Here is a 12609-nt window from a genome sequence, read left to right as displayed (position 1 = left end):
TGATCAAGGAGTACCATAGTAGCTAATGAATAACAGGCGGCAAGCTTTGATGGATATCTTCTTCATATTGCGTAATCGTCAAGTTGTTATTTTGATCAACCATAGCCAGAAAGATGGAGGAGAGCTCGACTCGCTGAGCTGCTAATTGCTGCTCTATCCAAGCTTGCTTCAATCCAAGCTTGGATAACGTATCCGTGTCGATGTTTCCCTCCTTAATAACAGGGAACGTGATTGATGCTTCAGGCTGCGGCGGCTCAGTTTGTTCTATAACGCTAATTTTTCCGTTCGCTTCTAATATGCCAAGATGAACCTCATTAACATCGAAAATCTGCTGCTCTCGGAGCAGTTGCAGCACATTATCTACTGAGTACTGAACCTTTTTTAAGTTTTTATGTACGATTTTCCCTTGATAGATAAGGATGACAGGCTCAAAGGTAATGATTTTGCCGAACCAGCGATATCGGATTGTCCCGATAGAAAATGTCTTTTGCAGCAAGGCGATTATTAGAATTGCAAATGCTGTTGGTAAGTGGTGGATGCTGGGATCGGCGATATCAGCGCCAACAACAGCGCCTAATGCGATAATAACTAAGAAATCAAATACGGGCATTTCTCCGATTGTTCTTCGCCCCATAAACAATGTAACGAACAGCATTAGCGGGAAAATGGTTACAATTCTAAGAAAAACAATGGACAGATCCTTGAGCATTTCCATCATCGCATTGACTTCCTTTCTGCCGGTACGCAAGATATGGCTGGAGATATTCAATATTGTCTCGCAGTGCTGGATAATTATGCGAAAATCTAGCACAACACAAAAGTTGGACGGAAAATGGTGCATTTTCACGTCCAACTTTTTTTTGTGATCTTATTAAGAAAAACCTGTATAAGCTAAGCAGATAAGGCCGATGTTTTTTGATCAGATGCCTTTTTCTGCGGTGCTGGTTCATGCTTGTTTTTCAGCTTATCTTGAAGCTTGCCAAGCACTACATCTGTAATAATAGCCAGCAAGGCGGCAGGTATAGCGCCAGCATAGATTTTTAAGCTGTTTCTCATGTTCAATCCGGCATAGATTTCTCGCCCTAGTCCATCGCCACCAATTAAAGGAGCGAGTGTTGCAACTCCAATTGCAATAATCGCTGCGACACGGAAGCCAGCCATTAAAAATGGAAGTGCAAGGGGGAGCTGAACTTTAAGAAGCAGCTGCCAGTTGTTCATGCCAAGTCCTATGCCTGCTTCATTGAGATTGGCGTCAATCTCCTTCAAGCCAACGTAAGTGTTTCGTATAATTGGCAGCAAGGAGTAGAAGAACAAACCAACGACGATGGTTTTGAAGCCCAATCCAAGAAACATCATTAATATAGCTAGTAAAGCAAGACTCGGAACAACCTGAATGACGTTGGCTGCAGCCAATATAACCGATGCGAATCTCTCATGACGCGCACATACAATACCTAATGGAATACCGACAAGCAAGGCTAGTGCGAGACCACAGACGACCATTACGATATGCTCAAGTGTTAGGCTTAGCAGGGTGGAGGCGTTGTCGCTCATATATTGCATGAGCCCGCCAATTCCAGTTGCCTGTACTATCATAGCGATCACATCCTTAGGCTTCGTCCTGCAAGAGGTTGTTCGCCTTTAGAAACTCAACGGCAACTTCTTGAGGACTGCGTTTGTTCACATCTACCTCGTAGTTAAGTGCGGTCATCGTCTCAGCATCAATTTTTCCAACCAGCGTATTTACAATTCCCTCTAGCTCAGGATGCTTTTCCAGCGTGTCCTTGCGCAATACAGGAGACGCATCGTAAGGAGGGAAGAACTGCAAGTCATCCTCTAGTGTTTTCAGGTTGAACTCCTTAATGCCCGGGTCTGTCGTATAGGCAAGCACGACATCGACCTGCTGATCAGCAACTGCTTGATAGACGAGTGAAATTTCCATTGGGAAGCTTTCGTTGAACTTGAAGCCATAGTGTTCCTGGAAGGCGCGATAACCATCGTTGTCACGCTCAAGCCAAGTCGTATCGACGCCAAGCTTCAATGAATCGGCATGCTCCTTCAGATCCGAGATCGTATTAAGCCCATATTGATCCGCCAGCTCCTGACGAACGGTAAATGCGTACGTGTTTTCAAAGCCGTATCCATCAAACCAGCTGAAGCCAAAGGTTTCATCGAAGCCTTGTTGAGCTTGCTCCAGCACTTTCTGACGATCCTTCGTATCTTCAATGTCAAAATAACCGTTAAAAATTTCACCAGAATATAGGGTAGCCATTTGAATATCGTTTTTCTCCATTGACTGGATGACAATTGGACTTGCTGCCAAATCCGCAACGATATCAACGGAGATATCGGTATTTTTTTCAATTAGTGCTTTATACATTTCGGCGATGATTTTAGGCTCAGAGTACGTTTGTGTACCAATTTTAATTTTGTCTGAGCTGCTGCCGTTACTGCAGCCTGCTAGCGCAAGAGAAGTTAGCAATACTGCAGTCATTAGTTTTAAGCCTGTTCTTTTCATATAAACACTCCTTATTTTTTGTTCAGATAAGCAGGATAATATAGATCATAGCTCACGAAGGTTAGCTAGTTTTGGCTTTACGAAACACTCGTTTTTCAACGAGTCCAAGAATTTGATCGGTTAATATCGTTAATAAAATAGCGGCTAATGCACCGGCTAGTACAAGCTCTCTCTTATTCACACCGATACCAGATACGATAAGCTGGCCCAGCCCTCCAGCTCCAATTAAAGCCGCCAACGTCGTCCAGCTAATAATATAGACGGTCGTCATGCGAAGTCCGGACATGATATACGGAAAGGCCAGTGGCAGCTGGATCGAGAACAGCCGCTGTGATGCACTATAGCCCATCCCTTTTGCCGCTTCGATAATCGCCGGGTCTACCGATTGGAAGCCTGCATGCGTGTTGCGCAAAATTGGCAATAAAGCATATAGGAAAAGTGCGAATATCGCAGGCTTAATTCCAATTCCAAGAAGCGGGATTAATATCGCTAGCAGCGCAAGGCTTGGAATCGTCTGAAAGAGATTGGCTATAGAGAATACAGCATTATGAAGCCATTTCTTTTTGTTTTTTGCCAAGTACATGCCAACCGGTACAGCGACCAGTGTACTTAGCAGAATCGAGATAGCTGCGATCGTTAAATGCTCGCGCGTAGCGACTAAAATGTCGGGGTAGCGCTCCTGAAGAAATTGAAAGAAATTGCTGATTGTATTAGTGAACGGCATGGATCTCGCCTCCGATTTGCTCTGATGCATAAAGCTCTATCATATGACTTATTACCGAGCCTTTCGTAATCAGACCGACAAACTCATGTTCATGTTTTACAACTGGCACATTAGAAAGCTGATGCTCATTCATTAGATTAAGTGCGGCTGAAAGTGTGGTACCAGTCGATACAGTGTATCCGACGGGCTTCATAACATCTGCTACCAGCTTCGTCTCATCCTTATATTGATCGAGAATTTGATAGATGGAGACACTGCCTAGCAGCTTATTGTTTTTATCTACGACAAAGAGAGAATCGACCTTGCGTTTTTCCATCAGCTTCACCGCATAGGCAAGACCGCGTGATGGATGGACAACTGCCGGTTGATCGGCCATGACATCGTCAACCGTAGGCTCCTGTGACATCTGTGCCGCGTGTAATCGTTTAGGACCGATAAAGCTTTTCACAAAGGCATCGGCCGGATGTCGCAGAATGTGCTCAGGAGCACCTGCTTGCACAACCTCGCCGTCTTTCATAATGACAATCGTATCGGCGATTTTGATCGCTTCATCCATATCATGGGTAACGAATACGATTGTTGTTTTAATTTCCTGCTGTAGTCGCACTAATTCGTCCTGGAGCTGCTCACGACTTATTGGATCAAGTGCACTAAACGGTTCATCCATCAAAATGAGTACTGGATTAGCAGCTAGCGCGCGAACAACACCAACCCTTTGCTGCTGTCCTCCACTTAGCTCGGAAGGATATCGATTTCGATAGATGTCAGGATCCAGTCCGACTAGATTCAGCAATTCATCTACTCTTGCAGCGATTTTTTGTTTATCCCATTTAAGCAATCGTGGGACAACTCCGATATTTTGGGCAATAGTCATGTGTGGGAACAGGCCAATGTTCTGTATGACATAACCAATTTTTCTTCTAAGCTGGATTGGATCCATGTGTGAAATGTCTTGATTTTGCAGCAAGATTTCTCCTGTTGACGGGGTGATCAGTCTGTTGATCAACTTCATTGTTGTCGTCTTGCCACAGCCGCTTGGGCCAATGAGAACAGTAATCTCACCTTCATTAATTGTAAAATTCAGATTCTTTAAAACCATGTGACCATCATCGTATCTTTTGTTTACGGCTTTGAATTCAATCATAGCTGACCTCCTTTAGATTCATGATGATATGTTGCACTTCGACAGCAAACCTTGCATTGCAGAGTGAAGAATAGATAAAACTGGTGAAAGGCTTGCTGCTTTAGTGCTTGGGGCACACCGCTACGCAGCCTTGTAAGCTGGAGAGTATGAAGATAGTACAAATATAACTTTGCACCAATAAACGCGGCGTTTATAAGATAGTTAGTACTATAACATACCTTTTTCTAACAAACAACCTTTAAATACTGTACAAGTTGTTTGTTGAACGCGAAAAGGATAGGTAGAAAAACACAAAAAAAGGTTTATTCCATTGGGCTGGGCCCGTGAAATAAACCGTCGGTTATTATGCACATTATTTGTTTGTAATCGTATCGTTGAGGAAGGCTTCCGTCCGCTCTTGCACTTGACCATCGCCCACTACAACAAGGATATCATTAGCAATGATAATTACATGCGGCCCTGGAGAGATGGATACATCAGTACCTCGTCGAAGCGCAATGATGGTGGCGCGAGTATGCTGCCAAAACTGCAAATCAGAAATTGTTTTGCCTACAACTTGTGAATGCTCTGGAACTTTAATCTCGACCGGTTGATAGGGCTTAAGACTTTGCAGTCGATCTGATGCGTCAATAATGTCGCTTAGCACCGTCTCAAAGCGTTGATCAATATCTTTTTTCATCTTAAGCAGCTGCTGCAAATCCTTTTTCAACGAGTAAACGGACTTCAGATAATTATGCTTAGTAATGTAATTGTAGGCGTTCTGGTCGGATAGAATGACAATCTCTTTTCCTTGTGATACGAGTACAATATGTTCGTCCTTAAGAAGTGCGATCGCTTTGCGAATCGTTTCTGGAGAAACATGATATTGACTCGCAAGCAGTGATCGTCCAGAAATTTTGCTGTTAACCGGAAACTCTCCGCTAACTATGCGCTGGGCAATATCTAGGGCAATGGATTTGTACCCTGTAATTTCTTGCATGCTGCTCCCTCGTCTTTCTTGCTATGCAATATAATCTATAAATTTTCACTGTATTATAGCATACAAACTATGCAACACAATATGGGTGAAGCGGATTAAGGGGAGACAAGTGAGGGGAAGGTCTATGAACGGCTTATGCATGTTCAGTGTTTGTTAATGGACAAGCTTAACATTTACAGTAACTTTACATGGTATGTATTGAATGCTGAGGCACATTCCCCTATGATAAAATGGAATTTCGTGCAAATGCGCGGATATATATACATGGAATAAGGAGGAAGCTCATGAGTTATAGTGATGCCGAGCACAAGCAAGCTTCGAGGCCAGGCAGCTTGCTTGAGGTGCTGACCGTTTCATTCAAGCTGGGACTAACTTCATTTGGCGGACCGATCGCACATTTGGGATACTTTCATAATGAGTATATTGAACGGAGAAAATGGCTCGATGAGCGAACCTATGCTGATTTAGTGGCATTGTGTCAATTTCTTCCCGGTCCAGCAAGCAGTCAGGTCGGTATCGGGATAGGTGTTATACGAGCAGGCTTGGTGGGCGGTGTTGTGGCTTGGCTTGGCTTTACGCTTCCGTCTGTGATCGCACTCGTTCTTTTTGCCATGCTGCTGCAAAGCTTTAATCTGGGCGATGTCGGCTGGCTGCATGGGTTAAAGCTTGTTGCGGTAGCAATTGTTGCGCAAGCAGTGCTAGGCATGGGACAGAAGCTTGCATCTGACCGAATTAGAGCAACGATTGCTGTTGCAGCTGCAGCAACCGTTCTGTTGTGGCAGTCGGCTGCTGCTCAGGTGCTGGTTATTGCCGCATCGGCATTAGTTGGTGTGCTGCTGTTTCGCAAGCCTTCAGAAGATCAGCATGCGCCGTTGTTGATTCCGATTAGCCGTACACTAGCTATTGTTTGCCTGGTGATGTTTGGGGCATTGCTTCTGTTATTGCCGCTGGCGAGCCATTATCTCGGTTGGGACTGGCTTGCAATGTTCGACAGCTTTTATCGTGCTGGATCACTTGTGTTCGGAGGCGGTCATGTCGTGCTGCCGCTATTGGAGCAGGAGTTTGTACCGCATGGAGCGATTAGCAAGGAGGACTTTCTTGCAGGCTATGGAGCGGCTCAGGCTGTGCCTGGACCACTGTTTACATTTGCAGCATACTTAGGTGCCATGATGAACGGAATTACTGGTGCGATCATTGCGACTGTTGCGATCTTCCTGCCTGCATTTTTATTGGTGCTTGGCGCATTGCCGTTTTGGAATCAAATTCGCGCCAATCTAAAGATGCAGGGAGCGTTAATTGGCATTAATGCAGCCGTGGTTGGCATATTACTAGCAGCCCTTTACCATCCGATATGGACGACGGCAGTCATTGCGCCTGTTGATTTTGTACTTACGGCGATATTGTTTGTCATGCTCGTCTTTTGGAAGCTCCCGCCTTGGGTTGTTGTAGTAGCTGGCATGCTTGGAGGCTTGTTGATTTCTTTTATAGATAAGCTCTAGAGGACAGTTCGTATGCTGTGCTGCTTACAGGCAGTACGGCATTTTTGTTTTGCGTATTTATCAAATAAGTAATTGATTATATAAGTGGGCGGTTATATAATTGTTTACAGATCATGAATTGGTGAACGAGGTGAACATGATGAAAAAGCCGATTCAGATATTGGCTGAGGATGCTGCTTGTGATTCGATGGATGGAGCAAGCATTGATGATATGGCTGCATGCTTGAAGCTGCTAGGTGATCGAACGCGATTAACGATCATTGCTTTGCTTAAGCAGAGCCCGCTTTGTGTATGTGATATTGCTGCAGCACTTGGCACCTCACAGCCGAATGTTAGTCAGCATTTGAAGAAAATGAAAGCAGCAGGCTTATTGGAGGAACATCGAAAGGGACAGTGGATCTATTATTCTATTTGTGAGCAAAATACGTTGTATTTGCAGGCCATATTAGCTGAGCTGCCGTCTATCGGTGCTTCAATTAATCAGAGTGCTTGCGAGTAGCAAGAAGGAGACATAAGCGTTGGTCGCATTTATTATATTTTTAATTACTCTAGTATTTGTCATTTGGCAGCCAAGAGGCTTAAGCATTGGCTGGTCTGCAAGTATTGGCGCGATTGTTGCGCTATTATTTTCGGTTGTGAGCTTTTCTGATGTCGTAACGGTAACAGGTATCGTATGGAACGCAACGCTCGCGTTTGTCGGTATTATTATTATTTCGCTGGTGCTTGATGAAATCGGATTTTTTGAATGGGCTGCTTTACATATGGCGAGGCTGGCGCACGGCAGCGGCACCTTAATGTTTGTCTACATTGTGCTGCTAGGCGCAGCGGTATCGGCGTTTTTTGCCAATGATGGCGCAGCACTTATTATGACGCCAATTGTGCTTGCTATGGTACGCGCGCTAAAGCTCAATGATCTGTTCGTTTTGCCGTTTATTATGGCTAGCGGATTTATTGCAGATACCGCTTCATTACCGTTGTTAATTAGCAATCTCGTTAATATTGTGTCGGCAGATTATTTTGGTATTGGATTTGCCGAATATGCGAGCCGAATGCTCGTGCCAAACTTATTCTCGATCGGGGCAAGCTTGCTGGTTCTGTATCTGTTTTATCGCAAAAGCATTCCGTCCAACTATTGGCTGGCGCATGTGATGGAGCCGAAGGAAGCGATCAAGGATGCCAGATTGTTCAAGCTTTCCTGGTATCTGCTTGCAGCGCTGTTGATTGCATATTTTTTAAGTGAGTTCATTGCACTTCCGCTTTCGGTTATTTCAGGAATAGCCGCATTCGTGCTGCTAATGGCAGCCCGAAGAAGTGCTGCTGTTGATACGTGGAAGCTCGTAAAGGGTGCGCCGTGGAGCGTCGTAGTTTTCTCGATCGGTATGTATGTCGTCGTATATGGCTTGCGCAATGCAGGGTTAACGGATGCGTTGGGTCAATTGATTCAAGTGATTGCGGATCAAGGATTGCTCGCCGCAACGATGGGGATGGGCTTTATAGCAGCTATACTATCATCTGTTATGAATAATATGCCAACGGTGATGATTGATGCGATTGCAATTGACAGCACGAATACCGAAGGTGTTATTCGCGAGGCGTTGATTTATGCTAATGTGATCGGTTCGGATCTTGGACCGAAAATTACACCTATTGGTTCACTAGCCACGCTGCTGTGGCTGCACGTGCTTGCGTCAAAGCGCGTAAAGATTAGCTGGGGCTATTACTTTAAGGTGGGAATTTTGCTGACGATCCCTACGCTTGTCATTACTCTGCTAAGCCTAGCGTTATGGCTGGGGGTGCTGCAGGTAGTTGGGGGATATGCGTGGATCTTGATTGCTGCCATCTTTCTTGCTGTAGGCATTATGCTTTGGCGAATATTGCGATATAACAATCAAGTGCATACATCTACAAATAAAATAAAAGGAAGTGCCTAACATGAACAAAAAAACGCTTGTTTATTTTTTATGTACCGGAAATTCTTGCAGAAGTCAGATGGCTGACGGATTTTTGAAGGCCTTGGGTGGAGATCGATATGAGGTAAAAAGCGCTGGCCTAGAAGCACATGGGTTAAATCCGCGTGCAGTTCAAGTCATGGAGGAAGCGGGTATAGATATTAGCCGCAACAGTTCTGATGTTATTGATCCCGTTCTGTTGAATGAGGCCTCTTATGTTATTACGTTATGCGGGCATGCAGATGAGCATTGTCCGGTCATTTCAAATCAAAATGTGGTCAAGTGGCACTGGGGTTTTGATGATCCTGCCAAGGCGGTTGGAGCCGAAGAGGAGGTTATGCAGCAATTTCGCAGTGTACGTGACGCAATAAAAAACCGCATTGAGCAGTTTTTGGAGCACGGCCAATAGCCTACAGCAAATGAAAGTATAGATGGATGTATAAATGAATGGTTAATCCCGAAGAGATGATCTCCTCGGGATTTTGTTGTTTTTATTATAAAGCAAGAAGCTTGATTTTATGAGCCTTCACCGTGGTTGTTGCGGGAATGATTACGGTTTTTAACCTTTTTAGATCCGGATAGCGGCTCGTTTGGTTGATGATTCGTATTGGCGCGATGATCTTTATTAGAATGATTGCGGTCAGTACCCTTTGCCATAAGTGTAACCTCCTAAGCGGTCATTATTCTTGGTTCTCGTCCTCATAATACTTTTTGCGGAAATGAAGCATATCCGCATGACGTTGATCCATATGCTTTTGATTGGTTTGCTGGTTCGTATGAGCAGTTAGATCTGGTGTTGTTTCCAGCTCCTGCACAACGTTTTGCAGATTTTTATCTACGCCTGGCTTCGCTTTCGTCATTGGTTCGTCAGTCCTTTCAAGCTTTGCGCACATTCATGAATGTTGCGGACATAGTCCTCGACCAAGTTTTGTGCAGCTATCGTGTGATCATCGGCAGCCGCGTTGCCTTTCTCGACATCAAGCAGCTCGACCTTTACTTCACGCTGATCGACGTAGCTTAGTCGGAAATCGGCAGAATAATGGCTGCGGCCATTGTTGGCAATATGAATAAGCAGCGTATCATCGAATTTGGCATCTGGCTGGACATTGCATTCATCAGCCGTATTAAGAAAAGTCGGTAACGTTTCTTGCCATGCTTGAGCAAGTGTTTGTTTATCTATCGGCAGTACGTTGGACAAAGTGATCACCTCCGAAGCTTAGTATGGCTCGTCAATGGCTTGCTATACATCCCTTGAGTCTAGACTAAAATGAACCAATTTGGTCATCTTTTTGGACAGAGGCAATGAGTATAAGGACAAATTGATAAAGCTACTTGCGAAGGGTCAAAAATTCTGTTCTGAGCTTTTCCATAGCTGGTTTAGAAGAAAATACATGCTAACTGAACGTGTTGATGCTTAGCCTAATTAATGATTAATGGAATTGCAGAACTAACGTTTTATGTGGTATTTCTGTTTAAATTTGGCTATAATTAATTCGGCTTGTCTAGCAGAGTACATATTAAACATTTTAGTAGAGGGTGACTATGAAATATAAGATACGTTTTGAGCTGATTTATATATTGGCAGCAGCTGGCTTAATCATTTCCTTGCTGCTAACAGGTGTTTTTATTGGCGTGGCAGATAACGGTGATTTTTTGAGAATTATGGGCTCAATCGGGCTAAACGATTACGATCCGCAGGAATCGTATGAAGATCGGTATTTTTATTTTGCACATTCAACGTTTGCCTATGATACATTTTTTCGAGGCTTCTATCCGTCAACACAGCTTATTATTGTTGTGATTGCGCGAATGATAGCAGGATTGTTCAATTCATCATACTTTGATATACGCTTTTTAGGCGCCATCTATGGTCTGCTGCTCATAACAGCGAACGTGCTGCTTATTAAGGCTTATCGATATAAGGGATTGCTAGCTTCTATCGTATTAACTGCTTTGCTGCTAGTAGTATTCCACGACATCGGATACTTGGCCTATTTCAATTCATTGTATGGCGAGCCTGTTTCGTTTATTTTCTTATTGCTGACGATGGCGCTGTCTCTGCTGCTTCTTCATAAGGAGAAGCCAACTAAAGCTATGTTGGTCTGGGTTTTCGCAGCCTGTCTGTTTCTCGTATGCTCCAAAACACAAAATGCGCCAATTGGGTTAGGCTTTGCTTTTCTTTTTTGGCGATATGCGGCTCTACATAAGGAGAATCGCGAATGGCGACGGCTTGCGCTTTCCCTTGGCATTGCATTAGTTGTCATATCGGCTGCTTCATACATCTTTGCACCGAAGGATTTTAAGCAAATTAATTTGTATCAGACGGTGTTTTTCGGCATTCTGCATCAATCTCCAGATGTGGAGGGAGATCTGGAGGAGCTTGGTTTGCCGGGTGAGCTAAGCGTGCTGGCTGGAACGAACTATTTTCAAACTGATACTGCCATCAAGCAGGATGATCCCATGCTTCAGGATGCGTTTTACAACCGAATTTCACATGCTGATGTCGCTTTGTTTTACCTTAAGCATCCAGGGCGCTTGCTTGCTAATGCGGCTTATGCAGCAGAGCACAGCATGAACATTCGTCCTTATTACTTGGGCAATTATGAAAAATCAGAGGGCAAGCCTCCTGGTACAGTGACGTTTCAATACAGTGCCTGGAGCGAATTTAAGAGAAACATTCTTCCTAATCAGCTGTGGTTTATCGTGTTCGTGTATGTCTTGTATTATGGTGGAGCGTTATACGAGTGGATAGCCGCAAGAAGTTTGCGAAGCAAGCTTCAATCTGAGCTGTTTATGGTGCTTGGCTTGGTCGGACTAATTGGCTATTTCGTACCGATTGTTGGAGATGGCATGGCGGATCTGAGCAAGCATTTGTTCATGTTCAATGTGGTGTTTGATATGATGTTGGTCGCTAGTGTGATGTGGGTAATCGTCAAGCTGAGTAGGTTCAGCTATAGGTCATAACCTCGTGCATAAGAATAGGACCAGAGAGGTATAGTGCAATGCGGCTATGCCTTTTTGCTTATCATAAATAAATCCTATATTTATAAAAAACTAGAATACATAAGTCAATCCAGTTCAGGAAAAACATGATATAATTTAGGAAAATATAGGATTTCGGCTTGCCAGAGAAGGGGAATATGTATGTTGATATCATGGAAAAAGGTTGTGAAATTTCTAGTACCAGAGATCCAGCTTATTCAACTGGTACAACAAGAAGGCTTTATTAGAAAACGAGACCCTATTGGGGTGAAGAAGAAAAGGTAGGAAGTAATGATAGAACAGGAGGAGGAGCATGGATAAACTAATACGATGGATTTTGATCGTACTGGCTTCAATCTTTTATCATCCGTTGATGTTGCTGTTTTTGCTCACCTTAATGATAGCGCCGTTTCAACTGCTGGAAGAAATCATTGACGTCATTAAGTATGAAATTCCAATTAGTGGAACCTCCACATTCTCTGTACTGGCAGTCTCATGTATTTTTATATTAATTGCGATGAGCAACAGAGTGCTCGGTTTGATTTATAGAAAGATTACGATGCTTTTGCCACTATTGCAAATGTGTGTTTATTTGACGATTGCTCTTCAAATTGCACTTTTAATCTTGAATAGATGGGCGGAAACGGGAGCTTATTCTAAAGGAACAGCTATTATGTTGGCAATCCTATCAATTGTAGGTATACGTCTGCTTGTGTCTTTCCTTTATTGGAAATATCCTATAGCCGTTCCAGGAGCTAAAGCACGAGATACAGCACAACACACAAGCAAAAATTATGTTGAAAGATGGTTTTAA

At 43.7% G+C, this 12609-nt stretch carries 16 protein-coding genes; 7 read left to right on the top strand and 9 right to left on the bottom strand.

The genetic code is table 11. The features are described from left to right. Positions 1-22 precede the first annotated feature (22 nt). From ACFP56_RS11255 to ACFP56_RS11230, 6 genes are all read right to left on the bottom strand, one after another. Entirely contained in the window at positions 23-718 is a 696-nt protein-coding gene (locus ACFP56_RS11255) for a DUF421 domain-containing protein (RefSeq protein WP_379234412.1), read from the bottom strand. A gap of 173 nt (positions 719-891) precedes the next feature. After that, complete coding sequence (locus ACFP56_RS11250; protein WP_379234410.1) at positions 892-1596, bottom strand: ABC transporter permease; 705 nt, start codon at positions 1594-1596, stop codon at positions 892-894. A 13-nt stretch (positions 1597-1609) separates the two neighbouring features. Continuing rightward, positions 1610-2518, bottom strand: coding sequence for a glycine betaine ABC transporter substrate-binding protein (locus ACFP56_RS11245; protein ID WP_379234408.1), 909 nt, complete (start codon positions 2516-2518; stop codon positions 1610-1612). A gap of 61 nt (positions 2519-2579) precedes the next feature. Beyond that, complete coding sequence (locus tag ACFP56_RS11240; protein WP_379234405.1) at positions 2580-3242, bottom strand: ABC transporter permease; 663 nt, start codon at positions 3240-3242, stop codon at positions 2580-2582. Continuing rightward, positions 3229-4386 carry an ABC transporter ATP-binding protein gene (locus ACFP56_RS11235; protein WP_379234403.1) on the bottom strand — a complete coding sequence of 386 codons (1158 nt, stop codon included), beginning with the start codon at positions 4384-4386 and terminating at the stop codon, positions 3229-3231. Before ACFP56_RS11235 ends, ACFP56_RS11240 begins: the two co-directional genes overlap by 14 nt. Positions 4387-4738: 352 nt before the next feature. Further along, a complete protein-coding gene (locus ACFP56_RS11230) occupies positions 4739-5365 on the bottom strand; it encodes a TrkA C-terminal domain-containing protein (protein WP_379234401.1) in 627 nt (208 codons plus the stop codon). A 284-nt stretch (positions 5366-5649) separates the two neighbouring features. On the opposite strand from ACFP56_RS11230, the gene chrA reads away from it, so the two are divergent. The 4 genes from chrA to arsC all read left to right on the top strand — a co-directional run bounded on the left by chrA (position 5650) and on the right by arsC (position 9222). Beyond that, positions 5650-6864 carry a chromate efflux transporter gene (gene chrA, locus ACFP56_RS11225; protein WP_379234399.1) on the top strand — a complete coding sequence of 405 codons (1215 nt, stop codon included), beginning with the start codon at positions 5650-5652 and terminating at the stop codon, positions 6862-6864. A 139-nt stretch (positions 6865-7003) separates the two neighbouring features. Beyond that, positions 7004-7363, top strand: coding sequence for an ArsR/SmtB family transcription factor (locus ACFP56_RS11220; RefSeq protein WP_379234397.1), 360 nt, complete (start codon positions 7004-7006; stop codon positions 7361-7363). Positions 7364-7382: 19 nt separating this feature from the next. Continuing rightward, complete coding sequence (locus ACFP56_RS11215; RefSeq protein WP_379234395.1) at positions 7383-8795, top strand: arsenic transporter; 1413 nt, start codon at positions 7383-7385, stop codon at positions 8793-8795. Position 8796: 1 nt separating this feature from the next. Then, positions 8797-9222 (top strand): arsenate reductase (thioredoxin), encoded by a 426-nt coding sequence (arsC, locus tag ACFP56_RS11210; protein ID WP_379234392.1) that lies wholly within the window; start codon positions 8797-8799, stop codon positions 9220-9222. Positions 9223-9329: 107 nt separating this feature from the next. On the opposite strand, the gene ACFP56_RS11205 is transcribed toward arsC, so the two are convergent. Genes ACFP56_RS11205 through ACFP56_RS11195 form a run of 3 tightly spaced genes read right to left on the bottom strand, consistent with a single transcriptional unit; the run spans position 9330 to position 10011 of the window. After that, positions 9330-9470, bottom strand: a complete 141-nt coding sequence (locus ACFP56_RS11205) for a small acid-soluble spore protein P (RefSeq protein ID WP_379234390.1) — start codon at positions 9468-9470, stop codon at positions 9330-9332. Between the two features lie 23 nt (positions 9471-9493). Continuing rightward, positions 9494-9673: a hypothetical protein gene (locus ACFP56_RS11200; RefSeq protein ID WP_379234388.1), complete on the bottom strand. Its 180-nt coding sequence runs from the start codon at positions 9671-9673 to the stop codon at positions 9494-9496. After that, positions 9670-10011 carry a hypothetical protein gene (locus ACFP56_RS11195; RefSeq protein WP_379234386.1) on the bottom strand — a complete coding sequence of 114 codons (342 nt, stop codon included), beginning with the start codon at positions 10009-10011 and terminating at the stop codon, positions 9670-9672. Before ACFP56_RS11195 ends, ACFP56_RS11200 begins: the two co-directional genes overlap by 4 nt. A gap of 344 nt (positions 10012-10355) precedes the next feature. On the opposite strand from ACFP56_RS11195, the gene wsfD reads away from it, so the two are divergent. From wsfD to ACFP56_RS11180, 3 genes are all read left to right on the top strand, one after another. Continuing rightward, positions 10356-11777, top strand: coding sequence for a glycan biosynthesis hexose transferase WsfD (gene wsfD, locus ACFP56_RS11190; RefSeq protein ID WP_379234384.1), 1422 nt, complete (start codon positions 10356-10358; stop codon positions 11775-11777). Between the two features lie 180 nt (positions 11778-11957). Continuing rightward, a complete protein-coding gene (locus ACFP56_RS11185; protein WP_379234382.1) occupies positions 11958-12080 on the top strand; it encodes a hypothetical protein in 123 nt (40 codons plus the stop codon). 28 nt (positions 12081-12108) lie between these two features. Continuing rightward, positions 12109-12609 carry a hypothetical protein gene (locus ACFP56_RS11180; protein ID WP_379234381.1) on the top strand — a complete coding sequence of 167 codons (501 nt, stop codon included), beginning with the start codon at positions 12109-12111 and terminating at the stop codon, positions 12607-12609.

The organism is Paenibacillus septentrionalis (genome assembly GCF_042659865.1).
GTDB lineage: Bacteria > Bacillota > Bacilli > Paenibacillales > Paenibacillaceae > Pristimantibacillus > Pristimantibacillus septentrionalis.
Note: the sequence above shows the minus strand (reverse complement) of the source record. Positions and strands in the feature narration are given on the sequence as shown.